Below are 23,398 nucleotides of genomic sequence, written 5' to 3' on the forward strand. Positions count from 1 at the left end.
ATGCCCATGAGTGATGATACCCCGAAGGATCGCTGGACCCAGGGCCCGGAGCTGAGCCCTGACGATCTGCGGCGTGCCACCCGGGAGGGAGATAAGGGCGCGGCCGTGCCGCCCGGCGACGATGCCGAGACCCTGCGCGAGCGTCAGCGCCTGGCCCAGCTCGAGATGATGGATCATTGGATCGGCGGGGTGCTCGCCGAGCAGCGTCGGTCGCGACGCTGGAAGCTGTTCTTTCGTTTTCTCTTCGCTGCGCTGATCCTGACCTCGCTGGCGACCACTTTCTATGGCGTCTACCAGGCGGGGCAGCCGGCGGTGACGGGCGAGCGGCACCTGGGCGTGGTCGAGGTGGAAGGGGTGATCGATAGTAAGTCGCCGGCCAGCGCCGAGCGCATCATCGAAGGCCTCAGGCGGGCCTGGAAGGCGCCGAGCGCCGAGGCGGTGGTGCTGCATATCAACAGCCCCGGCGGCAGCCCCGTGCAGTCCCAGCGCATCTATGACGAGATGATGCGACTGCGCCAGCAGGGCGACAAGCCGATCATCGCGGTGATCGAGGACATCGGTGCCAGCGGTTCTTACTACATTGCCGCGGCCGCCGATGAGATCGTCGCCGCGCCGGCGAGCCTGGTGGGGTCGATCGGGGTGATCTTCTCGGGTTTTGGCCTGGAAGAGGTCATCGATCGCCTGGGGGTGGAGCGTCGCGTCTTCACCGCCGGCGACAACAAGGCCTTCCTGGACCCCTTCAAGGATATCTCGCCGCAGCAGCGGGCGTTCTGGCAGCAGGTGCTCGATACCACTCATCGCCAGTTCATCGATGACGTCAAGGCGGGGCGTGGTAAGCGGCTCGGCGACGATCCGGAGCTTTTCACGGGGCTGGTGTGGACCGGCGAGCAGGCCCTGGAGCTTGGGCTGGTGGATCGCCTGGACACCTTGGATGGGGTGGCCCGAGAGCAGCTGGAGACGCCCCGCGTCAAGGACTATACCCCGGGGCTCGATCCCTTCGAGCGCCTGACGCGCCGTTTCGGTCGGGTGGCCGCCGAGTGGATGGGGCTGCCCCAGGCGCAGTCGCCGCTGCGCTATCAGGCCTACTGAGGCAGAGAGTCCGCCGGGCTGGCTGCCTTGAGCGTTTTAGGTCTATCCGGCGCCGGGGTCATCCGCCTCGGCGCCCAGCGGGTCGAGGCCGGCGTCTCTCAGCATGGCGCACAGGCGAATCAGTGGCAGGCCGATCAGGCTGTTGGGGTCGTTGCCCTCGAGGCGCTCGAAGAGGGCGATGCCAAGGCCTTCCATGCGAAAACTGCCGGCGCTGTCCAGCGGCTGTTCGCGGGCCACATAGCGGGCGATCTCGTCTGCCCGCAGGTGGCGAAACACCACATCGAAGGTTTCGTGGGCGAGCCAGTGCCGGCCGCCGGCGGTGTCGAGCAGCGCCAGTCCCGTCATGAAGTGCACGCGCTGGCCCGAGAAGCGTGCCAGGTGGGCGCGGGCGGCGGCGTCGCTGCCGGGCTTGCCGAGTATCTCGCCGTCGAACACGGCGACCTGGTCAGAGCCGATGATCAGGTGGTGCGAGAAGGTCTCGGCCAGGCGGCTGGCCTTGGCGAGCGCCAGGCGGTGCACCAGGGCGTCCGGCGATTCACCGGGACGGGGCGTTTCGTCGATCTCGGGACTCGCCCAAGTGAACGGCAGGCCCAGGCGCTCGAGCAGCTGGCGGCGCCAGGGGGAACTCGAGGCGAGAATCAGGGGTGGCATGTGATCTCCTCAGCGGCAGATGGGGCGTGTCGAGGCGGTCAAGTGTGCCCCGCCGGCCGGGAGGCGTACAGCCGTGTCGGGATGCTTTGACACCCGGCGGGGGAGTGCCTATCATTGCGCGCCTATGTTGACCACACGACTCCCCTTGAAGGTTGAGCCTCATCGGCTCGCCGCCAACGCCGAACATCTCGAAGGCCTCGTGGCCCTCGATCAGTTCGCGCGCCTCGCTGAAGATGCCGGGCCCCAGCAGGGCGATTGCCAAGTCTGGCTGGACTTCGCCATCGACACTCAAGGGCGTCGAGTGATTGAGGGTCGGCTTGCGGCCGATGTGCAGTTGCCGTGCCGGCGCTGCATGGAGCCGATGCCGACCCAGGTCAGTAGCCATTTCCTGTTGGGTGTGGTCAGCAGCGATGCGCTTGCCGCCGATCTGCCGAGCACGCACGAACCGGTGGTGGTGGAAGACGAACAGCTGAATCTCCTGACGGTGATCGAGGATGAACTGATCCTCAGTCTGCCGCAGGTGATTTATCACGACGAGGCGCAGTGTCGTGTCTCGTCAGACCAGCTGAGCAGCGGCGACGCGTCCGAGGCCTCGGCAACGCCTGCTGATAGTCCTTTCGATGTGCTGCGCACCTTGAAAGGCAAATCCTGATAGATCATCGATGCACTCTGGAGTGAATTCCCATGGCAGTTCAAAAGAGCCGTAAGACCCGTTCCAAGCGCGGCATGCGTCGTGCCCACGACTCACTGACCGCACCGACCCTGTCCCAGGACAAGGAAACCGGTACCACTCACCGTCGCCACCACGTGGCCGCCGACGGTTTCTACCGAGGTCGTCAGGTCGTCGAAGCCTGAGTCAGTGCTTCGTCCGGCGACGCTCAGCGCATTGACGTGAGAATCGCCATCGACGCGATGGGCGGGGACTTCGGTCCCCGCGCCACCGTGTCGGCCGCCGTACGGGCCCTGAAGGCCCACCCTAGACTGCAGCTGAGCCTGTTCGGTCAGCAGTCCGCCCTCGATGACGCGCTTTCGCACCTGCCGCGAAGCGACACATCCGTGCTACCCCGCCTGACCCTGTACCATTCTCCTGCTGTTGTCGCCGAAGACGCCAAGCCCTCCAGTGCCCTGCGCGGATCCAAGGATTCGAGCCTGGCGATGGCGCTCGACTGCGTAGCATCCGGACAGGCGCAGGCAGCTGTCTCGGCCGGCAATACCGGTGCCCTGATGGCGCTGGGTCGTCGGGCGTTGGGGACCGTGGCAGGCATTCCGCGCCCGGCCATCAGTACCGCGGTGCCGACGCGGGGCAAGGGGCGCTGTTACCTGCTCGACCTGGGGGCCAACGTCGAAGCCGACGCCGAGCGCCTGGTCGACTTCGCGAGGATGGGCGAGATCATGGCGCGTCGCATCGACGGACTTGCCAAGCCGCGCGTCGCGCTGCTGAACGTGGGCATCGAGGGCACCAAGGGGACGGCCAGCGTGCGGGAGGCTGATGCACATCTGCGTCGGTTCGCTCACCTGGATTATCGTGGGTTTATCGAAGGTGATGGTATCTACTCGGGCCAGGCAGATGTGGTAGTGTGCGACGGTTTCGTTGGCAATGCCGTGCTCAAGGCCAGCGAAGGGTTGGCGAAGATGCTGATCCAGCGTGTTCAGCAGACCTTCGAGGCGCACTGGAGCAGCCGGCTGGTGGGGCTCATGGCGCGGCCAGCCCTGCGTCGCCTGCGCAGCGAGTTGGATCCGGTGCGCTACAATGGGGCCAGCCTGCTAGGGCTCAACGGCATCGTGGTCAAGAGCCATGGTGGTGCCGATGCCGCTGGCTTCGCTCATGCCATCACGCGAGCCATGCGGGAGGTCAGCGAAGACCTGCCGTCGCAGCTGGCGCAAGAGCTCGAGGCAAGGGAGCCTGTTATCGCGTCGGTCGCGTGCGGTCGAGGCGATAGCGGGATGGATGCCCGTTGTCGGACCAACGAATAGAAGATGCAAAGGTGAATGTCATGACGCAATCCCTGGCCCTCGTGTTCCCGGGGCAGGGCTCCCAGCAAGTCGGTATGATGCGGGAGCTGGCCGAACGATACAGCGTGGTGAGAACCACATTCGAAGAGGCCTCTGACGCCCTGGGCTACGATCTTTGGCATGTCGTCCAGGAAGGACCTGCCGAGGCGCTGGATGCCACCGCCTGCACCCAGCCGGCACTGCTGACGGCGAGCGTCGCCATCTGGCGTGTCTGGCAGGAACTGGAAGGCCCGCGGCCCGGCATCATGGCCGGCCACAGCCTTGGCGAATACAGCGCCATGGTCTGCGCGGGCGTGCTGCCCTTTGCCGAAGGCGTGCGCCTGGTGAAGCTGCGGGGTGAGGCCATGCAGAACGCCGTGCCGGCGGGCACCGGTGCCATGGCCGCCATCCTGGGGCTTGCCGACGACGCCGTCGAGCAGGCCTGTCGCGAGGCCGCCCAGGGAGAGGTGGTGGCCGCGGTCAACTACAATGCGCCGGGGCAGGTCGTGATCGCCGGTGGCAAGGCTGCCGTCGAGCGGGCTATCGCGCTATGCCAGCAGGCGGGCGCCAAGCGTGCGCTGCCGCTACCGGTATCGGTGCCTTCGCACTGCGATCTGATGCGCCCGGCCGCCGATCGCCTGGCGAGTGCCATGAGCGCCATCGAGATGCGTCCGCCGCGTTACACCGTGGTACAGAACGTCGATGCCCAGGCACATGCCGATGTCGACACCCTGCGCACCCGGCTGGTCGAACAGCTCTACCAGCCGGTCCGCTGGACGTCCTGTGTCGAGGCCATGACCGATCAGGGCGCCGAAGTGTTCATCGAGTGCGGTCCGGGCAAGGTGCTGACCGGCCTTGGCAAGCGTATCAATCGCTCCATCAAGGGCCTGGCCGTCAATGACCCTGACAGCCTGGAGAGTGCACTCGAACTGGCGCGCGGTGCTGCTACCGAATAAGGTGGGGCCGCGCTGCCAAATGATGACAGCAACAATGCGGAATAGCTTATGAGCGAATCTAGAATTGCCCTGGTGACGGGGGCCAGTCGTGGCATCGGTCGTGCCATCGCCCTCGAGCTCGGCCGTCAGGGCCGGGTCGTCATCGGCACGGCGACCAGCGATCGCGGCGCCGAGGCCATCGATGCCTATCTCAAGGAGCAGGGCATCGCGGGTGCCGGCCGCAAACTCGACGTCACCGATCAGGGCAGCATCGATGCGCTGCTCAAGTCGGTCGGCGAGGAGTTCGGTGCCCCGACCATCCTGGTCAACAATGCCGGGATCACTCGCGACAACCTGCTGATGCGCATGAAGGAAGACGAGTGGGATGATGTCATCGACACCAATCTCAAGTCGCTCTACCGCGTCACCAAGGCCTGTGTCCGCGGCATGACCAAGGCGCGCTTCGGTCGTATTGTCAGCATCAGTTCCGTGGTCGCGACCATGGGCAATATGGGGCAGAGCAACTATGCTGCGGCCAAGGCTGGTATGGAAGGCTTCTCTCGTGCGCTGGCGCGTGAGGTTGCCTCGCGCAATATCACCGTCAATAACGTGGCGCCCGGCTTCATTGCTACCGACATGACGGATTCGTTGCCGCAGGCGCAGAAGGATGCCCTGCTGTCGCAGATTCCGCTGACCCGGCTGGGCCAGCCCGAGGAAATTGCCGCGGCGGTGGGCTTTCTCACCAGCGAGGCAGCCGGCTATATCACCGGCGAGACGCTGCAGGTCAACGGCGGCATGAACATGCGCTGACGGCCTGGCCGACTCTCATGTTGCGAAGGCCCCTGGCGGTCTATAAACTACCCCGCAGCTTTTTTGGGCTTGCGGATTCTATCCGGCTGTAAGTTAACGGCTATCTTGAACGACTGGAGTGAGTAACTAATGAGCACCATCGAAGAGCGCGTGAAGAAGGTTGTGGCCGAGCGCCTGAACGTCAAGGAAGAAGACATCCAGAACACCTCTTCCTTCACCGAAGATCTCGGTGCCGATTCTCTCGATACCGTCGAGCTGGTGATGGCGCTCGAAGAGGAATTCGATACCGAAATTCCCGACGAAGAAGCCGAGAAGATCACCACCGTTCAGGAAGCGATCGACTACGTCAACGCCCACCAGTAAGCGGGTGTTGAGATCGCGACCTTAAGGGTCGCCAGGCTCACGCAAGTGACCTGACACGGGAGCCACCCAGGCAATAGCCGGGTGGCTCCTTTTTTTGTTGGAATGGAAGCTGTGTATACAGAGGCGGGACTCCTGCGGGTGGAGACACACCGGGGGGGACATCAGGTATAATTCCCGCAACGTCGGCATGCTGCGGCATGCCATCTGAATGGTCTGGAGGGAAGCTGATGCCTCGTAGAAGGGTCGTGGTGACCGGGCTTGGTCTGGTAACGCCAGTAGGAAACACCGTCGATGACAGCTGGGCGAACATCGTCGCCGGCAACAGCGGCATCGCCGCCATCGAACACTTCGATACCAGCGGGTTCAACACGCGCTTCGGCGGGTCGGTCAAGGACTTCGATATCAGTCCTTATCTGAACCCCAAGGATGCGCGCAAGATGGATCTGTTCATCCAGTATGGCATCGCCGCCGGGGCGCAGGCCATCGACGATGCCGGCCTGGAGTGTACCGAGAATAATGCGCACCGGATCGGGGTGGCGATCGGCTCCGGCATCGGCGGTCTGCCGATGATCGAGCACAACCACAATGCCCTCAACAAGGGCGGCGCCCGTCGCATCTCGCCATTCTTCGTGCCGGGTTCGATCATCAACATGATCTCCGGCAACCTGGCGATCCAGCACGGCTTTCGTGGCCCCAACATCGCCATCACCACCGCCTGCACCACCGGTACCCACAACATCGGCTACAGTGCCCGGACCATCGCTTACGGCGATGCCGACGTCATGGTCTGTGGCGGGGCGGAGATGGCCACCACGCCACTGGGCCTGGGGGGCTTCTCGGCGGCGCGGGCGCTGTCGACGCGCAACGACGATCCTCAGTCGGCAAGCCGTCCCTGGGATCAGGATCGCGACGGCTTCGTGCTGTCCGATGGTGCCGGGGTGATGGTGCTGGAGGAGTACGAGCATGCCAAGGCCCGGGGGGCGACCATCTACGCCGAGCTCTCGGGCTTTGGCATGAGTGATGATGCCTACCACATGACCGCACCGCCGGAAGACGGTCGGGGCGCGGCCATGTCGATGGAAAACGCCGTCCGCGATGCCGGCATCGATCCCGCCAGCATCGACTACATCAACGCCCACGGCACCTCCACGCCGGCCGGTGACCTGGCCGAGAGCCGTGCCGTCGAGAAGGTGATGGGTGAGGGCGCGAAGTCCGTGGCGGTCAGCTCCACCAAGTCGATGATCGGCCACCTGCTGGGTGCCGCCGGCGCCGTCGAGGCGGTGTTCTGCGTGCTGGCGATTCGCGACCAGGTGGCTCCGCCCACCATCAACCTGGACACCCCCCAGGAAGGCTGCAATCTCGACTACGTGCCTCACAAGGCCCGGGAGATGAAGATCGACACCGCCCTGTCGAACTCCTTCGGGTTCGGCGGCACCAACGGCTCGCTGATCTTCACCAGGGTCTGATATCGCGATGGACGAGGCTGTGCTGCCGTTGGATGATCGCGGCCTGGCCTACGGCGACGGGGTCTTCGAGACCGTGCTGGTGCGTGACGGCACCCCGGTGCTGTGGGAGGCGCACCTGGCACGCCTCACGCGTGGCTGCGAACGGCTGGGCTTCCCTGCACCGCCCCGAGACACCCTCGAGGCATTGCCCGGTCGGGCGCCGGCCGGGCTCAGCGTGCTGAAGCTGATCGTGACTCGCGGCAGCGGGGGGCGAGGCTATCTGGCGCCGGCCGACCCTCAGCCTCGCCTGCGGGTACAGCGCATGCCCTTCGCGCCCGCCGAGGCACGCTGGCACGAGGGTGTGCGGGTGCGTCACTGCGCCCTGCGCCTAGGCATCCAGCCGCGCCTGGCCGGCCTCAAGCACCTCAATCGGCTGGAGAACGTGCTGGCCCGCGGCGAGTGGTCCGATCCCGGCATCGCCGAGGGGCTCTTGTGCGACAGCGAGGGGCGTCTCGTCGAGGCCACCTGCATGAACCTCTTCTGGCAGCGGGCCGGGCGACTGGAAACCCCGCGGCTCGATCGCTGCGGGGTGGCCGGCACCCTGCGTCAGGCACTGCTGGACGACCAGCCGATCGCGGAAGTCGAGGCGACCCCCGAGCGGCTCATGGAGGTCGAGGCCCTGTGGCTCGGCAACTCCCTGCAGGGGCTCTGGCCGGTGACTCGGCTCGATGACGACGAAGGCCGTGCGCTCATCACCTGGACGATCGGCGAGACACACCGTCGATTGCAGAACGACGCCCAGCGCCTGCTGGGCTATCCGTCGCTGACCTGATCCCGGTCGGCGGCGTTCCCCTGAGGAGACATCATGCGAGTGGGAAAACTTCTGCTGGTGCTGCTGGCCGTGACGGCCGCCGCGGCAGTCGGTGGCTATCGCTACTGGGAAAGCCGGCTGGTCGCGCCGATCGCTATTGACGAGCCGATACTCTATGAGGTGCCGGCGGGCGCCGGCTTCCACCAGGTGGTGCTGGACCTGGCCGATCGCGACATCCTCGACGATCCCTGGGCGTTTCGCCTGCTGACTCGCCTCGATCCGTCGGCGGTGCCGAGCCTCAAGGTCGGCGAGTATCGCCTCGAGCCCGGCATGACCGGCCGCGAGGCCCTGGCCCTGCTGGGCAGCGACCAGGTGGTGACCTATCCGTTGACCATTCCCGAGGGCTGGACCTTCGCCGAGATGCGCGCGCGCCTGGAAGCGGCCGACAAGCTGGTGCAGGAAACCGATGGCATGAGTGATGCCGAGGTCATGGCCGAGCTGGGTCGTGAAGGCGAGCATCCCGAGGGCTGGTTCTTCCCTGATACCTATCGATATCACAAGGGTGTCAGTGACCTGGATATCCTGCGCCAGGCCCATGAGCGCATGGAGACCATCCTCGATGAGGTCTGGGAAGGGCGCGACAAGGCGCTAGACCTACCCGTCGATAGCCCCTACGAGGCGCTGATCATGGCCTCGCTGATCGAGCGGGAGACCGGTGCCAGCGAGGAGCGTCGGGCCATCGCCGGGGTCTTTACTCGGCGTATGGAGCGGGGCATGCGCCTGCAGACCGACCCCACCGTCATCTATGGCATGGGCGACGATTACGCGGGCAACATCACCCGGGCCGACCTGCGCGAACCGACGCCCTACAATACCTACGTCATCGATGGCCTGCCGCCCACGCCGATCGCCATGCCGGGGCGGGCCGCCCTCGAGGCGGCGGTGAATCCCGAGGATGGCAATACCCTGTACTTCGTGGCCCGCGGCGACGGCACGCACCAATTCTCGCGCTCGCTTCGCGAGCACAACAATGCGGTGAACCAGTATATCCGCAATCGTTGAGGGACGAACGCTGCATGGATATTGAATTTTGGAAGGCAGCGCAGGAGTTCCTGATGAAATGGTTTGGGCGCATCATAGCTCTGAAAGGTGGGATCATCTCAAAATCCCAATCCCTTCTATCCAAATCATATTGCTATTATCACTGGATTCTAGGTATCAGCACCGGCCTAGATATGCGCAACGTTGACGATGGAAGGGTCATATGAAACAAGGCCGGATGATTGTAATCGACGGTAGCAATGGGGCTGGAAAAACTACGGTTATTGAAGCTCTACGTGACCATCTCAAACATCAAAATAGGGAAGCTGTTTTTACTCGCGAGCCTGGCGGCACGCCTATTGGGGAAAAGATAAGAGAAGTTCTATTATCCACGGACACCTCTGGAATGGCGTCTGTTACAGAGTTGATGCTTTTCGCTGCTGCGCGTGCGCAGCACGTACGTGAAAAGATTCTCCCCGCTCTTCAGGAAGGGAAAGTAGTTATAAGTGATCGTTTTGACTCGGCGACTTTAAGCTTTCAACATTATGCTCGGGGGCTTCCAATCGGGCTCATAACAACGCTAAATGATCTTGCAGTAGATGGGCTCAAGCCAGATTTGACCATTATCCTCGATCTGGATCCGGAGGCCGGCCTTGCGCGTGTAAGCACGCGTGACTCCCCGGATAGGCTTGAGAAGGAAACATTGGACTTTCTTCGTAAAGCTCGTGAAGGCTATTTGGCGCAGGCTAGGCTGAACCCGGAGCGTTTCATAGTGATTGATGCTTCACAATCCGTTGGCCATGTTTTAAGTGACGTGTTGCAAGCTGTTGATCATATATTGGAGTGTTGACCATGCATGATACATGAGATGCTTATGATGGTTATTTTTATTTTTCTGGTAGTGCTGAAGGGTAGGGCGCTACCTTTTCTGACAACCTCGAACATGATTTAGGTGACTGTTAGGGCTAGCCTCTATGTCATCCTTGTCATGCGCTAACTTATGTGATGGTGCGTGAGGCAGTGAGTGGCTATAGCGGTTATGGCAGGCCCTAAGGCTATCAGCTGGCTCAGTAGTAAAAACCTTTGCTTCGACCTGTTGCTTCCCTTTTTCAAAGCGATATTTCTGCTGTTAGGGTATTGTTAAGGTAGCCTAGTGATGCGTTTGTTTAAGATGGGGTTGCTAGGCTGCGAAATTGAAGCTGATGATTATATATTGAGGGTTACTGTTCTCTGAAGTGTGGGAGGTTGTCTGTTTCGGCGTGCGTCTGCGGCTGCTGATAAAGATTGGTTTTAAGTTTTAGTTGAAATTATTATAGGAGTGGTGTGTGATAGTTCTATTGATTATAAGTGTCCCATTTTCCGCAAGTAATGGAATCTTTTCCTCGTGAATGATAGTGACACTTCATGCGGTTTTGGCAACCGTTGGAATGCTTTTTCAAAAATTCAGGATTTGCGATAAGGTCACGACAGATACCGATGTGGACATTTTTCGGGAGATCTTTTGTCCATCCTTTGAGAGATTTTCCGGAGGCTATGAAATTTCGTCGTGGGTGCCCATGCGCGAGTCCAGTCGTGGCGGCTATTCTCTGTGACAGAAGTTTGTCGGTTGATGGATAGATAAGTCGTTTGTTTAAATTATAAAAGCCTGAAGAGATATCTATATAATCTATCGGTAATGTACAAATTTTGTCAAGGAAGTCGTTTGGTTCATAGTCGTCTATTTCCGTTGCGCCAGTTGCTAAAGAGAGTCGGATCGAAGCTTCTACTTCAAGATCAGCGGTCTGATCAGACCACTCTGTCAATTTCTCCATTGCAAGGTCTACATGTCGTGAAAATCGAGAATCTATGATGAGGTTGAAAAGATAGCCATGCGCAGCATGCAATTGTATGTGTCCGAACCCTGCTGAGGCTGCTAGGCTCGTGCCTAGCTTGAGGTCGTCGAAAGCATCGATTATGTCCTTCTCTTTTAATGATGAGGCAATTTCACGGTAAGTATTAATATTTTTTTTGTTTGATTTGGTTATGAAATTTTGCATTCCTTTATAGCCTGGCCAGCACGAAGCCAACTGAACCCCGGGTATTGCTCCTCGTTCAGAAATGGCTTCGGTGAGAGCGTTCCACGCCACATTTTTTGAAATCTTTGAGCAGGCGTTGTTGCTGCCAACTCCTGATGGAAGAACAACGTTTCCGACTATTGCGCAGTGGAGCCCGTTCCCACTTCGTTCGCGATAAAATTCGATACAGCGTGAGTCTGGGGTTTGATTTTTTGAGAATCCAGTGTTTACGGGTAAGAAGAAAGTTTTACTTTTGTTTTTGGAGATTGGCATATCTATGTTCATTCCTTGTCATTTTTTCTGTTAGTTGTTGTTCGAGATCAACCTCGAGGATGGCGGCAAGCCGTATTATGTAGATTAAAGTGTCGGCTAGTTCTTCTCCCAGTTGTCCCTTTGTGGCATGAATGTCTAATTCATATTCATTGGGCCGGTCTAGCTTTATGTTGATTTTCTTGATGGCGTTAGAGAATTCTCCTATTTCTCCGATAAGCCCGATTAAGTCCTTCGATAACTGAGCATAAGCTTCCATATCACTATCAAAAGAGACTGGAAATCCATGCCTGATATCCAGATCAATTTGTTTTTTTATAAGGTCTTTTAGTTCCACTATTTTTTCCTTTCTTTGGAGTTCCACGTTATTAGTGCTACGATTGCTGTTGAGATTAAGTTTATCGAAATTGCGGCTGCAGTTTCGACAAAGTCGTTCAAAACTGCCGCAAGAACTAAGCTGTTAATAAATATTGTTATTAATAATCCTGAGTTAATGATGCGCTGCTTTTTTTGTATGCTTTTTAGTGCGTTTGCCGTGGCTTGAGGAAGTATTTTGTATGATTCGGCCTCTTCGCTTTCTACGCGTGGGTCGTTTTTTATTTCTCCGTAGCTTTTTGTTAGTTGGTGGCGTATTGGCCAGATCTCCGTTTGGAAGCCGTGTTGTCCTCTATAGGTTTTTTTTGCTTCCTCTGTGAGCATGGAGAAATCGACTTTGGCAATTGGTTCTCCAATCGGTAAGCTAATATAACTATCGCTTATGTTTTGTGTGACGATCCCTAGGTTTCCGTGAAATCCCGGGTCTGCATACGTGCTTACAGGAGTGAGTCCTATGCTAAATAAAGAACCTTTGCTAATAACCCTTGCAATGACGTCTTTCGGTATGGAGAGTTCCTCTTTTGTTATTAGAACGACTCGGTGTCCTGGTTTGATGAGTATGTCACGATTGGCTGATGCGTCTATACGAGTGTTCGCTTCGGTAAGATCATAATAAACATTGCCCATCCGAAGTTCGTAACAGGCCGGTCCAACCTGGCTTGTGGAGCCGTTCACAATCAAGTGGCCAGCTGCCATCTTTTCTTCGATGTCCTTATCTGCGAGCGTTGTCATTATTTCTCCTGAAATGTTGTGCTGACGCAAGCCTATATATTTTTTTCTCGGCACACCATAGATGAAGGTCGAATTTCGCGTGTGCTTATGGTGAAACCTACGGAGTACAGTGACTGAAAGGCTCGATGTAGAGGCTCGGCCAAGCCGTATCGATTGTGTGGTCATTCCTGAGTTTCAAGTCTTGACTTGCCGCGCTCACGTTTGGTTTGCGTGGATTGAACCAGTAGCTCGAGGATAACCCTTGGTTTGTAAGCTGTTGTCAGCTACATCAACCCGAGCCTAGCTTGTATTTTCCCAGAGATATTTGGTCACCGGTCGTTGGTAGATCGTTCTGTGGGATATATAATCACTTCATATTGGAAAGGATGTAGCGTGCTTACACAAATGTTTAGCAAGTCGAGCGACCTCAATTGGGAAGCTGAATGGCTAGAAGGGCGGGGCCTAGATGTGACTCAGGTCCGTGGTCCATTCAGCGCCCCACACGTGGAGTCCTCTCCCGAGCGGGTCGCCATCATCGACGCCGGTCAATCGCTCGAGGCCGTGCAGGCGTCGATCCGCACGGAACTCGAGCGACAGCTGGCGCAGCCGTCGGCCGGGGAGAGCGCATGAGCGCCGAGGCCATGCCGACGCCGTTGCCCTGGCAGACGGGGCTCTGGCAGCAGCTGGTCACCCTGCAGGACGGGGATCGGCTGCCCCATGCGCTGCTGCTCTCGGGGCCTCGGGGTGTCGGGCCTCAGGCCCTGGCCGAGGCGCTGATCGCCCGCACCCTGTGCCATCGCCCCGGCCGTGTCGCCTGCGGGGAGTGTCACAGCTGCGCGATGCTGGCTTCGGGCTATCACCCGGACCTGAAGCGGGTCAATCCCGCCGACAAGGGCCGTCAGATCCGCATCGACCCGATTCGCGAGGTCAATGCCTTCGTCAATCAGACCGCCCAACAGGGCGGTCACCGGGTGATCGTGATCGAGCCCGCCGAGGCAATGAACGTGGCCGCCGCCAATGCCCTGCTCAAGAGCCTCGAGGAGCCTGGTGCCCGCACCCTGTTCGTGCTGCTGGCGGAGATCCCCTCGCGGTTGATGCCAACCGTGCGCTCGCGCTGCCAGCAGTGGTCCCTGACCACTCCCGAGCCGTCGGCCTGCGAGGCCTGGCTTAGCGAGGCGCTGGGCGAGCACCAGGACGCCGTCTTCTGGCTGCGGGTGGCCGGCGGCCTGCCGCTCCTGGCGCGGGATCTCGCTACCGGCGAGGCGCGTCAGCTGCGCCAGACCCTGCATGAACTGTTCGATGCTCTGGTGCGGGGCGCCGAACCGGTCGCCGAGGCCTCGCGCCTGGCCGGTGAGTCGGTGGAGGCGGTCCTGTGGTACGGTATCGGCTGGCTGGAGGACCTGATCCGCCTGGGCCTGTCCGGTGACGAGACGTCGCTGCGCAACCCGGACCTCTTGCCCCTCTACCGCCAGGCGGTCAAGAATGCTCGAGTACGGGACTGGTTTCGTCTGCTCGACTTCGCCCGCGAGCAGCGACGCCTGCTGGCGGCCGGCGGCAACCCCAATCCCCAGCTGGTGCTGGAAGCCTGGTTGGTGCGCTGGTCGGCGCTGCTACGCTCCTAGCGAAGCCCTTGTCTCCCACCATGTCACGAGGAGCCCTCATGGCCGGTCAAAAAGCGCTGTCATTGACGATTCAGGACCTGCCGACCCTGCTGTCGGCCTACATGCCTTCGCTTGAGCGGGGAGGGATCTTCGTGCCTACCCGCGAGCGCTATGCGCTCGGCGAGGAAATACTGCTGCTGCTGACCCTGCCCGGCGACGAGGAGCGCTATCCGGTGACCGGGCAGGTGGCCTGGGTCTCCCCGTCCGGCGTGTCCGGCCGCCGGGTGCCGGGGGTCGGGCTGCATTTCCGTCCCGAGGACCAGAGCGTGCGCGACCGCATCGAGACGCTGCTGGCCGGGCAGCTCGACAAGGGCGCCGCCACCTATACCCTCTAGGGTTCCCCACCTTTCCTTTTTTTCGCTGACCGAGTGTCCCATGTTTGTCGATTCCCACTGCCATCTCGATCGTCTCGACCTGAGCGCCCATGACGGCGACCTCAACGCCGCCCTGGAAGCCGCTCGCGCGCGCCATGTGCGTCAGTTCCTGGCCATCGCCGTGACCCTCGAGGACGTGCCCGGGCTTGGCGAGATCGCTCGCGCCCATGACGACGTGGTGATCTCCGCCGGTGTGCACCCGCTGCACCGCGTGGCCGAGGAGCCGACGGTCGAGGCCATCAAGGAATGCGCGGAGGCTCACGAGGCGGTGGCCATCGGCGAGACCGGTCTCGACTACCACTACGAAGGCGTCGCCCCGGAGGTGCAGCACGAACGCTTCCGTCGTCACCTGATCGCCGCCACCGAGCTGGAGCTGCCGGTGATCATTCACACCCGCGAGGCCCGCGAGGACACCCTGGCGCTGATCCGCGAGCATACCGATCCCGCCATCGGCGGTGTGCTGCACTGCTTCACCGAGGATCTGGACATGGCGCGGGAGGCGGTGCGCCACGGCTTCTACATCTCCCTGTCCGGCATTGTCACCTTCCGCAATGCCAAGGCGATTCGCGAGCTGGCCCGAAAGGTGCCGCTGGATCGCCTGCTGATCGAGACCGACAGCCCCTACCTGGCGCCGGTCCCGCATCGCGGCAAGCCTAACGAGCCCCAGTGGGTCGTCGAGGTGGCCGAGTGCATCGCCGAGGAGCGCGGCATCAGCGTCGACGAGGTGGCCATGCAGACCACCAGCAACTTCTATCGTCTGTTCAAGGCCGCGGTGCCCGAGGCGCCGTCGGACGTGAAGGAGTCCCTGGCTCAGTCCGGCCTGATCTGAGCCCGCCGCCGTCCAGGAGGACACCCGATGCCCACCGACCCTCATCCGCTTGCGCCCCTGCTGAACCACATCGAGGGAGAGGGCGCCATTCCGCCGCTCGAGGCCTGGCAGCCACCGCTGTCGGGGAGCATGGAGCTGCGCATCGGGGCCGATGGCCGCTGGTGGCACGAGGGCGAGCCCATTACGCGGGGGCGTCTGATCCGCCTGCTCTCTACCGTGCTGCGTTGTGAAGACGATGGTTCCCATTATCTGGTGACCCCGGTCGAGAAGTGGCGTATCGAGGTCGAGGATTGCGCCTTCCTGATCATCGACGCCGATCACCAGGACGGCGTCTGGACTCTGACCACCAACGTCGGCGACCGCCTGGCCTTGGGGGCCGAGCGGCGGCTCAGGCTCGACCGGGAGATGCCCTCGGTGCCGGTGCGCTTCGGGCTGGCCGCGAGGCTGCATCGCAACGTCTATTACCGGCTGATCGAGCAGGCCGAGAGTCGCTCGAGCATCGGCGGCGATGTGCTGGAGCTCGGTGTCGAGAGCGACGGTGTCTGGCAGCCACTGGGGCGGCTGTCCAAGGAGGATGCGTGAGGCTGACGTCGGAACAGCAGGCCGTGGTGGGGCACCCGGGCGGGCATGCCCGGGTGGCCGCCGTGGCCGGCGCCGGCAAGACCACCACCCTGGTGGCGCGAGTGCTGCACCTGCTCGCCACGGGCGTGCCGCCCCGGCGCATGCTGGTGCTGATGTTCAACCGCGCCGCTCGCGAGGACTTCACCGCCAAGCTCGTCGCCCGGGCACCCGCCGGCACGGCCCTGCCCGATGTGCGTACCTTTCACTCCCTGGGCCATCGCCTGACCCAGAGCCTGACCCGCTGGGGGGCACTGGCGCCGCGCCAGCTGCTGTCCGTGGACTGGCAGCGCGAGCGCTTGCTGCGCCAGGCCGTGCAGCAGACGCTGTCAGGCGATCAGACGCGCCTGGAGGCCGCCCTGGAGCCGGATCGCCTGGAGGCCTTCGGCCACTTCTGCGAACTGGTCAAGGCCGAACTGGCCGACCCCGGTGAGCTGCATGAGCGCCTCGATTACGGCGATGATACCGGTCACTTTATCGAGGCCTTCGATGCGGTCGAGACCCTGCTCGCCGACCATGGCCTGATGACCTATGCCGACCTGCTGTATCGGCCCCTCAAGGCGCTGGAGCGGGAGCCGGCGCTCAAGGCGCGGGTGCAGGGCTATCTCGATGAGGTCATCATCGACGAATACCAGGATATCAACGCCGCCCAGCAACGCCTGCTCGCCCTGCTGGCCGGCGAGACGGCGGCGGTGATGGCGGTGGGCGATGCCAATCAGTGCATCTACGAATGGCGCGGGGCCCGTCCCGACACCATGCTCGACGACTTCACCGCCATCTTCGGCGAGGCCCGGGACTACCCCCTGTCGACCACCTTCCGCCATGGCCACGCCCTGGCGCTGGCCGCCAATCACGCCATCGCCGCCAATCGTCGACGCCCGGATCAGCTGTGCCTGGCCGGCCCCGATAATCCGGCCACCACCCTTCGGGTGGCCCGGGGCGGGCAGCGGCTCAGCGAGGCGCTCACCGACTGGCAGCGGAAGGGGAGGTCTCTTTCCGAGAGCTGCGTGCTGGTGCGCAGCTGGGCGCTGTCGGTGTCGGTGCAGCTGACCCTGCTGCGTGCGGGCATTCCCTTTCGGCTGTCCCGGGATGACCGCTTCGTGTTCCGCCTGCCGCTGGTGCAGGCCCTGGCCGGCCACTTGATGCTGGCCCGTCAGCCCGAGTTGCTACATGACCCCGGGCACCTCGAGCTGCTGCTCGCCCAGCCCACACCCTTCGTGGCTCGCGAGCGGCTCGGCGCCCTGGCCCTGCGCCTGGCCGAGACTCAGCGCTGGCCCGAGCGCCAGGACCCGCTGCTGCAGAGCCTCAAGCCCCTGCAGCGCCGCAATCTCAAGCGTCGCTGGGAGCTGCTCTGCGAGCTGCCGCGCCTGGCCGCCTGGCCCCCGGCCAAGCTGCTCACACATGTGGTCGAGCGTCTGGACGCCGAGAAGGTGCTCAAGCGAGCCGCGGCGCGCCGCGAGAAGGGTGAGGAGGACGTGCGCCTGCTCGACGTGCTGATCGAGCAGGCCGGCGAGCTCGCCCACGACCCCGATGCCTTCATCGCCTTGCTGCGCGATCCCGTCGAGAGCCGTGAAGACGGCGTGCTGATCACCACCGTGCATGGCGCCAAGGGACTGGAATGGCCATTGGTCGCCCTGTGGGGCGTCAACGAGGAAGACTTCCCCCACTACAGCCGCGAGAATCCGCTCAGCGACGAGCGTCTCGAGGAAGAGCGACGGCTCTTCTACGTGGCGATCACCCGTGCCCGCGAGCAGTTGCTGATGCTCCACGACGGTGGCGAGCATCGTCCCAGCCGTTTCATCGCCGAGACCGCCTGGCAGGATTGCCAGCGGCTCGCCGAAGCGCTGAACGATGACGATGCACAGGGCGCTGCATACAGTGACGGTGTCGCCTCCCCGCCGGCGCCGTTGGCCGTGGAGCAGCCGACCCTGGCCGAGCGCTATCTGGCCGCCCAGGGTCTTGACCAGCCGGCGATCACCCGTGCCGAGCCGGCTGTCGCCTCGGCCGGCTCGCCGCCATCCGGCGTCGCCTTTCGCGTCGGCCAGCGCCTGCGGCACGCGGTGTTCGGTGAAGGGGAGATCGATCTGGTCGAGGGCGACCCGCGAGACCCGGTCATCGAGGTGCGCTTCGCCCAGGCCGGCAAGCGGCGCCTGATCGCCAATCGCGCGCCCATCGAGCCGCTGTCGATGGCGCCGGTCACCGACTAGAGGCATCGTCTTTCGAGAATCATCCCTCCAGAATCATCCCTCGAGAATCATTCCTCGAGATAAGGAGCGCCCCGCATGACGCAGCCGCTGATCGATAGTGCCTCTCTCGCCGCCGCCCTGGCCTCATCGCGTCCGCCGCTGTTGCTCGACTGCCGCGCACGACTGGATGATTCGGATGCCGGTCGAGCCCTGTGGCAAGCCGGTCACCTGCCGGGCAGCCGGCACCTGGCCCTGGAGCATGACCTGTCAGGGCCAGCGGGAGAGGGCGGCCGCCATCCGCTGCCGGCCCAGGACGCCTTCACCGCGGTGATCCGGCGTCTGGGTATCACCCCGGATGTGCCGGTGGTGGTCTATGACGACAGGGGCGGCCAGCTCGCCGCCGCCCGGGCCTGGTGGATGCTGGCCTGCTGGGCGGGCCATCCGGAGGTGCGCGTGCTCGATGGTGGGTTGCCGGCCTGGCAGGCCATCGACGGAGCGCTCGAGGCGGGAGAGGTGGCTACGTCGGCTCCCAGCGACTGGCGGCCGCGCTTCGACGACGGCGCCTGGGTGGAGGCCGCCGATATCATGCCTGAGCAATCGGCGCTGCTGGATGCCCGGGCCATGCCGCGCTTTCGTGGCGAGGTCGAGCCCATCGACGCGGTGGCCGGTCATATTCCCGGCGCGCGCTGTCGCCCCAGTGCCGACAACCTGGCCTCCGACGGGCGCTTCAAGCCGGCCGTCCAGCTCGCCGCCGAACTGGCAGACATCGATACTCAGGCGGCCGATGGCCTGATCGCCTACTGCGGCTCCGGCGTCACCGCTTGTCACGACATCCTGGCCTATGCCGTTGTCGGCAAGCCGTTGCCGCGCCTCTACGCCGGCTCCTGGAGCGATTGGATTCACGATCCCGACCGCCCTGTCGCCACCGGCGAGTGAGTCCGGGGTTCGTTCGTCGCCCCAAAAAACGCCCCGCCGGCACGTGGCCGGCGGGGCGCTTTGCGTTCCGCTCCTCTGCTAGGGAGCGCCTGATTCATGTCGCGAGCGACGAGAGGCTGGTCGCCGCCGGAACGGAGGAACCGGAGTGTAGCCTGCTACATGAGGATTCCGGCCGGGCCGGCGATCCGAGTACCGCCGGCGGCCAGGATGGCTAGGTTCGTTCCCGACGAACCAACGCACTTCCCACTTCCTTGTGCGTCGTCGAGCGCAGCAATGAATCAGGGGGTCCCTCACATGTTGGGGTAGTTGGGTCCACCCCCGCCTTCCGGCGCCACCCAGGTGATGTTCTGGGCGGGGTCCTTGATGTCGCAGGTCTTGCAGTGCACGCAGTTCTGGAAGTTGATCTGGAACTTGGGCGTGCCGGCCTCATCTTCCACGATCTCGTAGACCCCGGCCGGGCAGTAGCGCTGCGCGGGTTCGGCGTACTCCGGCAGGTTGACCCGCACCGGCAGCTCGGGGTCGGTGAGGCGCAGGTGGCAGGGCTGGTCTTCCTCGTGATTGGTGTTAGAGAGGAACACCGAGGAAGACTTGTCGAACGAAAGCTTGCCGTCGGGCTTCGGGTAGTCAATCTTCTCGCATTCTGAGGCCTTCTTGAGCGCGGCATGATCGGCGGTGGTGTCGTGGACGTTGGGCAGCTTGCCGCCCAGCAGCTGATCGAGGAAGTTGTAGGCGCCGCCGCCCACGGTGCCGTACTTGTGGATCGCCGGGCCGAAGCTGGCGCTCTCCTTGAGCTCCTGATAGGCCCAGCTCGCTTCCCACTTGTCGGTGAAGGTGGTGAGTTCCTGGCCGCCTTCATCGCCGGCCGAGAGCGCCTCGAAGACGCTCTCGGCGGCCACCAGCCCGGACTTCATGGCGGTATGCAGGCCCTTGATCTTGGCGAAGTTCAGGGTGCCGGCATCGCAGCCGATCAGCAGGCCGCCCGGGAAGGTCATCTTCGGCAGGCAGTTGAGGCCGCCCTTGGCGATGGCTCGAGCGCCATAGGCCACGCGCGTGCCGCCCTCCAGGTACTGCTTGAGCACCGGGTGGTGCTTCATGCGCTGAAACTCGTCGAAGGGCGACAGGTAGGGATTCTGGTAGGAAAGATCCAGGATCAGCCCGACCACCACCTGCGAATTCTCGGCGTGGTAGAGGAACCAGCCGCCGTGGGTCTGCTTGTCCAGCGGCCAGCCGGAGCCGTGCAGCACCAGCCCCGGTTCGTGCTGCTCGGCCGGCACGTCCCACAGCTCCTTGAGGCCGATGCCGTAGTGCTGGGGATCCTTGCCGGCATCCAGGTCGAATTTGTCGATCAGGCGCTTGCCCAGGTGGCCGCGTGCGCCTTCGGCGAACAGGGTGTACTTGGCGCGCAGCTCCATGCCCGGCATGTGGCCGTCCTTGGGCTCGCCGTCGGCGCCCACGCCCATGTCGCCGACCAGGATGCCGCGCACGGTGCCGTCGGCGTCGTGCAGGGTCTCTTGGGCGGCGAAGCCCGGGAAGATCTCGACGCCGAGCTCCTCGGCCTGCTCACCGAGCCAGCGACACAGGTTGCCGGCGCTGATCACGTAGCGGCGGGAGTCGCCACTCGTCTGGTCGCCGCCGGGGCGCCGGCCGCCGGTGTTATGCATGGTCTTGGGCACCAGGGCGTTGGGCAGCTTCTGGGCCTGCTCGGCATCCTTGAGCAGATAGAGCTCGTCGCGAATGGCCGGCGTGGTCAGCGGGGCGCCGCGGCTTTCCCAGTCGGGGAAGAGCTCGGCCAGGGCGCGGGGCTCGAAGACGGCACCGGACAGGATATGGGCGCCCACTTCGGACCCCTTCTCCACCACGCACACGGTCAGCTCCTGTTCGGTCTCGTTCGCCTGCTGCATCAGGCGGCAGGCAGCGGCCAGGCCGGAGGGGCCGGCGCCGACGATGACCACGTCGAAATCCATGTATTCGCGTTCTTGCTCTTCCACTTGTGCTCTCCCGTTATGCGATGTCGTTCAGGGCTTATGCCTGCGCGAATCACGCCTGATTATGCTGCCTATTGTGCGATATTAGTGGCCAATCGGGTAGCCATCTTCGTGCCGACAATGCGTCGTCAAACGTGCGTTTTCTTTCATGTCTGTGCCCTGATGCGCATACTTGGCGCAACGCATCGCAGGCCGGGGCTCGGCCGACGACAATCGGCGCCGATTGCCTCGCCTTTGGTGCTGCCAATCCCGGGCGGGAAAGGGGAGCATGGCGAGCCGATCGGTATCATTCTTGCCGCCAATATTGTGACGGCACTGGCCCTGTGGCAGATTACGCATCTGCCCGGGATCTGTCGGTTGATCATGCACTTAACGAAAGAATCTAACGACCTGCCCATCGGTGATAACGGGGCGGCCGACGCATGACGGTACTATCCCCGACTCACGCCTCAGCGAGGCCCCAGCGTAAAGCGAGGACACCATGAAAGTATTGGTCGCGGTCAAACGCGTCATCGATTACAACGTCAAGATCCGGGTCAAGCCGGATCACTCCGACGTCGATCTCACCAACGTCAAGATGGCGATGAACCCCTTCTGCGAGATCGCCGTGGAAGAAGCGGTCCGCCTCAAGGAGAAGGGCGTGGCCACCGAGGTGGTCGCCGTGACGGTGGGCCCCAAGGCGGCCCAGGAACAGCTGCGCACGGCCATGGCACTGGGCGCCGATCGCGCCATCCACGTGCAGACCGACGACAAGGTCGAGTCGCTGGCGGTCGCCAAGCTGCTCAAAGGCGTGGTCGACGAGGAGCAGCCGGGGCTGGTGATCCTCGGCAAGCAGGCCATCGACACCGACAACAATCAGACCGGCCAGATGCTGGCCGCACTGGCAGGCCTGCCCCAGGCCACCTTCGCCTCCGAGGTGGATGTCCAGGGTGAGAAGGTCGCGGTGACCCGCGAGATTGATGGCGGCCTGCAGACCCTCGAGCTGTCGCTGCCGGCGATCGTCACCACCGACCTGCGCCTCAACGAGCCGCGCTACGCCAAGCTGCCGGACATCATGAAGGCGAAGAAGAAGCCGCTGGCGGTCAAGACGCCGGAGGACTATGGCGTGGCGACCGGCAGCAAGGTCAGCCTGGTCAAGGTCGAGGCGCCGGCCGAGCGCAAGGGCGGCGTCAAGGTGGGCTCGGTGGATGAGCTCGTGGACAAACTCAAGAACGAAGCCAAGGTGATCTCATGAGCATTCTGGTACTCGCCGACCATCACGACGGACAACTCGCTGGCACCACCGCTCATGTGGTGGCGGCAGCGCAGGAGATTGCCAAGGCCGGCGGTGGCGACATCGACGTGCTGGTGGCCGGTGAAGGCGTCTCCGCCGTCGCCGAAGCCGCCGCCAGGCTCGAGGGCGTCAACCGGGTGCGGGTGGCGGATCACGCCGTCTATGCTCACCAGTTGGCCGAGCCGCTGGGCGCGCTGCTGGTCGAGCTGGCCGGCGACTACAGCCACGTGCTGGCCAGCGCCTCGACCACCGGCAAGAACGTCATGCCGCGCCTCGCTGCCCTGAAGGACGTCTCCCAGCTCTCCGACATCATCGCTGTCGAGAGCGCCGACACCTTCTGCCGCCCGATCTATGCCGGTAACGCCATCGCGACCGTCAAGAGCGACGACGTCCTCAAGGTGATCACCGTGCGTGCCACGGCCTTCGATGCCGTGGCAAGCGAGGGCAGTGCCAGCATCGAGGCGGTCGACAACGTGGTGGACAACCCCCAGTCGCGCTTCCTCAAGGAAGCACTGGAGCAGAGCGACCGGCCCGAGCTCGGCGCCGCTCGGGTCGTCATCTCCGGTGGCCGCGGCATGGGCAACGGCGAGAACTTCAAGCTGCTCGACGGCATCGCCGACAAGCTGGGCGCGGCGATCGGTGCCTCGCGTGCCGCGGTGGATGCGGGCTATGCCCCCAACGACATGCAGGTCGGCCAGACGGGCAAGATCGTGGCCCCGGAGCTGTATATCGCCGTGGGCATCAGCGGTGCCATCCAGCACCTGGCGGGGATGAAGGACTCCAAGGTCATCGTCGCCATTAACCAGGATGAGGAGGCGCCGATCTTTCAGGTCGCCGACTATGGCCTGGTCGGTGATCTGTTCGAAGTCCTGCCGGAGCTCGAAGCGAAGCTGTAAAACGATCGGGCTCTTCCAGGTCGCGCGCTCGATAATCTGCGGCCTGGTCGGCGATCTCTTCGAAGTCCTGCCGGAACTCGAAAGCAAGCTGTA

At 62.9% G+C, this 23,398-nt stretch carries 26 protein-coding genes; 21 read left to right on the plus strand and 5 right to left on the minus strand.

The annotated features are described in order from the left end of the window. Positions 1-6: 6 nt before the first annotated feature. A complete protein-coding gene (sppA, locus tag IEJ03_RS05285) occupies positions 7-1,089 on the plus strand; it encodes a signal peptide peptidase SppA (protein ID WP_192036630.1) in 1,083 nt (360 codons plus the stop codon). Between the two features lie 42 nt (positions 1,090-1,131). Here the strand turns inward: sppA and IEJ03_RS05290 are convergent, their stop codons facing one another. Further along, positions 1,132-1,740 carry a nucleoside triphosphate pyrophosphatase gene (locus IEJ03_RS05290; RefSeq protein ID WP_192036631.1) on the minus strand — a complete coding sequence of 203 codons (609 nt, stop codon included), beginning with the start codon at positions 1,738-1,740 and terminating at the stop codon, positions 1,132-1,134. 124 nt (positions 1,741-1,864) lie between these two features. On the opposite strand from IEJ03_RS05290, the gene IEJ03_RS05295 reads away from it, so the two are divergent. From IEJ03_RS05295 to tmk, 10 genes are all read left to right on the plus strand, one after another. Further along, complete coding sequence (locus IEJ03_RS05295; RefSeq protein WP_192036632.1) at positions 1,865-2,392, plus strand: YceD family protein; 528 nt, start codon at positions 1,865-1,867, stop codon at positions 2,390-2,392. 32 nt (positions 2,393-2,424) lie between these two features. Further along, positions 2,425-2,595, plus strand: a complete 171-nt coding sequence (rpmF, locus tag IEJ03_RS05300; RefSeq protein ID WP_112053312.1) for a 50S ribosomal protein L32 — start codon at positions 2,425-2,427, stop codon at positions 2,593-2,595. Between the two features lie 36 nt (positions 2,596-2,631). Continuing rightward, complete coding sequence (plsX, locus tag IEJ03_RS05305; RefSeq protein WP_192036633.1) at positions 2,632-3,714, plus strand: phosphate acyltransferase PlsX; 1,083 nt, start codon at positions 2,632-2,634, stop codon at positions 3,712-3,714. Between the two features lie 20 nt (positions 3,715-3,734). Beyond that, positions 3,735-4,688: an ACP S-malonyltransferase gene (gene fabD / locus IEJ03_RS05310; protein WP_192036634.1), complete on the plus strand. Its 954-nt coding sequence runs from the start codon at positions 3,735-3,737 to the stop codon at positions 4,686-4,688. 48 nt (positions 4,689-4,736) lie between these two features. Further along, a complete protein-coding gene (gene fabG, locus IEJ03_RS05315) occupies positions 4,737-5,477 on the plus strand; it encodes a 3-oxoacyl-ACP reductase FabG (protein WP_192036635.1) in 741 nt (246 codons plus the stop codon). Between the two features lie 129 nt (positions 5,478-5,606). Continuing rightward, positions 5,607-5,840 carry an acyl carrier protein gene (acpP, locus tag IEJ03_RS05320; RefSeq protein WP_016414620.1) on the plus strand — a complete coding sequence of 78 codons (234 nt, stop codon included), beginning with the start codon at positions 5,607-5,609 and terminating at the stop codon, positions 5,838-5,840. A 227-nt stretch (positions 5,841-6,067) separates the two neighbouring features. After that, a complete protein-coding gene (gene fabF, locus IEJ03_RS05325; RefSeq protein ID WP_192036636.1) occupies positions 6,068-7,306 on the plus strand; it encodes a beta-ketoacyl-ACP synthase II in 1,239 nt (412 codons plus the stop codon). 7 nt (positions 7,307-7,313) lie between these two features. Then, positions 7,314-8,117, plus strand: coding sequence for an aminodeoxychorismate lyase (gene pabC / locus IEJ03_RS05330; RefSeq protein WP_192036637.1), 804 nt, complete (start codon positions 7,314-7,316; stop codon positions 8,115-8,117). 33 nt (positions 8,118-8,150) lie between these two features. Beyond that, positions 8,151-9,158 (plus strand): endolytic transglycosylase MltG, encoded by a 1,008-nt coding sequence (gene mltG / locus IEJ03_RS05335; protein ID WP_192036638.1) that lies wholly within the window; start codon positions 8,151-8,153, stop codon positions 9,156-9,158. Positions 9,159-9,360: 202 nt separating this feature from the next. Next, a complete protein-coding gene (gene tmk, locus IEJ03_RS05340; protein WP_192036639.1) occupies positions 9,361-9,987 on the plus strand; it encodes a dTMP kinase in 627 nt (208 codons plus the stop codon). Between the two features lie 484 nt (positions 9,988-10,471). Here tmk and IEJ03_RS05345 read toward each other — a convergent pair whose 3' ends face one another. From IEJ03_RS05345 to IEJ03_RS05355, 3 genes are read right to left on the minus strand one after another with little or no spacing between them, the layout of a single operon-like run. Beyond that, positions 10,472-11,464: a hypothetical protein gene (locus IEJ03_RS05345; RefSeq protein ID WP_192036640.1), complete on the minus strand. Its 993-nt coding sequence runs from the start codon at positions 11,462-11,464 to the stop codon at positions 10,472-10,474. Beyond that, positions 11,439-11,798 carry a MazG nucleotide pyrophosphohydrolase domain-containing protein gene (locus tag IEJ03_RS05350; protein WP_192036641.1) on the minus strand — a complete coding sequence of 120 codons (360 nt, stop codon included), beginning with the start codon at positions 11,796-11,798 and terminating at the stop codon, positions 11,439-11,441. Before IEJ03_RS05350 ends, IEJ03_RS05345 begins: the two co-directional genes overlap by 26 nt. Further along, entirely contained in the window at positions 11,798-12,568 is a 771-nt protein-coding gene (locus IEJ03_RS05355) for a hypothetical protein (RefSeq protein WP_192036642.1), read from the minus strand. Before IEJ03_RS05355 ends, IEJ03_RS05350 begins: the two co-directional genes overlap by 1 nt. 483 nt (positions 12,569-13,051) lie before the next feature. Between IEJ03_RS05355 and IEJ03_RS15965 the strand changes: the two genes are divergently transcribed. The 7 genes from IEJ03_RS15965 (at position 13,052) to IEJ03_RS05385 (ending at position 19,151) form a co-directional block, all read left to right on the plus strand. Further along, positions 13,052-13,177, plus strand: coding sequence for a hypothetical protein (locus tag IEJ03_RS15965; protein WP_277950342.1), 126 nt, complete (start codon positions 13,052-13,054; stop codon positions 13,175-13,177). After that, positions 13,174-14,169 carry a DNA polymerase III subunit delta' gene (locus tag IEJ03_RS05360; protein WP_242458053.1) on the plus strand — a complete coding sequence of 332 codons (996 nt, stop codon included), beginning with the start codon at positions 13,174-13,176 and terminating at the stop codon, positions 14,167-14,169. Before IEJ03_RS15965 ends, IEJ03_RS05360 begins: the two co-directional genes overlap by 4 nt. 38 nt (positions 14,170-14,207) lie before the next feature. Further along, the gene (locus IEJ03_RS05365) at positions 14,208-14,543 is read left to right on the plus strand and encodes a PilZ domain-containing protein (protein WP_192036643.1); all 336 of its coding nucleotides are present in this window, start codon (positions 14,208-14,210) and stop codon (positions 14,541-14,543) included. Positions 14,544-14,583: 40 nt separating this feature from the next. Continuing rightward, positions 14,584-15,411, plus strand: coding sequence for a TatD family hydrolase (locus IEJ03_RS05370; protein ID WP_192036644.1), 828 nt, complete (start codon positions 14,584-14,586; stop codon positions 15,409-15,411). Positions 15,412-15,438: 27 nt separating this feature from the next. Then, positions 15,439-15,993 (plus strand): DUF1285 domain-containing protein, encoded by a 555-nt coding sequence (locus tag IEJ03_RS05375; RefSeq protein ID WP_192036645.1) that lies wholly within the window; start codon positions 15,439-15,441, stop codon positions 15,991-15,993. Continuing rightward, the gene (locus IEJ03_RS05380) at positions 15,990-18,236 is read left to right on the plus strand and encodes an ATP-dependent helicase (RefSeq protein WP_192036646.1); all 2,247 of its coding nucleotides are present in this window, start codon (positions 15,990-15,992) and stop codon (positions 18,234-18,236) included. Before IEJ03_RS05375 ends, IEJ03_RS05380 begins: the two co-directional genes overlap by 4 nt. Positions 18,237-18,311: 75 nt before the next feature. Next, complete coding sequence (locus IEJ03_RS05385) at positions 18,312-19,151, plus strand: sulfurtransferase (RefSeq protein ID WP_192036647.1); 840 nt, start codon at positions 18,312-18,314, stop codon at positions 19,149-19,151. A 290-nt stretch (positions 19,152-19,441) separates the two neighbouring features. Here IEJ03_RS05385 and IEJ03_RS05390 read toward each other — a convergent pair whose 3' ends face one another. After that, positions 19,442-21,139 carry an electron transfer flavoprotein-ubiquinone oxidoreductase gene (locus IEJ03_RS05390; RefSeq protein WP_192036648.1) on the minus strand — a complete coding sequence of 566 codons (1,698 nt, stop codon included), beginning with the start codon at positions 21,137-21,139 and terminating at the stop codon, positions 19,442-19,444. A 117-nt stretch (positions 21,140-21,256) separates the two neighbouring features. Here IEJ03_RS05390 and IEJ03_RS05395 point away from each other — a divergent pair, with 117 nt between their 5' ends. Genes IEJ03_RS05395 through IEJ03_RS05405 form a run of 3 tightly spaced genes read left to right on the plus strand, consistent with a single transcriptional unit; the run spans position 21,257 to position 23,305 of the window. After that, complete coding sequence (locus tag IEJ03_RS05395; protein WP_207116429.1) at positions 21,257-21,562, plus strand: hypothetical protein; 306 nt, start codon at positions 21,257-21,259, stop codon at positions 21,560-21,562. A 55-nt stretch (positions 21,563-21,617) separates the two neighbouring features. After that, the gene (locus tag IEJ03_RS05400) at positions 21,618-22,370 is read left to right on the plus strand and encodes an electron transfer flavoprotein subunit beta/FixA family protein (RefSeq protein WP_192036650.1); all 753 of its coding nucleotides are present in this window, start codon (positions 21,618-21,620) and stop codon (positions 22,368-22,370) included. Next, on the plus strand, positions 22,367-23,305 hold the full coding sequence (locus tag IEJ03_RS05405; RefSeq protein ID WP_192036651.1) for an FAD-binding protein: 939 nt from the start codon (positions 22,367-22,369) through the stop codon (positions 23,303-23,305). The genes IEJ03_RS05400 and IEJ03_RS05405 overlap by 4 nt, the downstream gene beginning before the upstream one ends. Positions 23,306-23,398 lie beyond the last annotated feature (93 nt).

Source organism: Halomonas sp. YLGW01 (assembly GCF_014840935.1).
Taxonomy (GTDB): domain Bacteria; phylum Pseudomonadota; class Gammaproteobacteria; order Pseudomonadales; family Halomonadaceae; genus Onishia.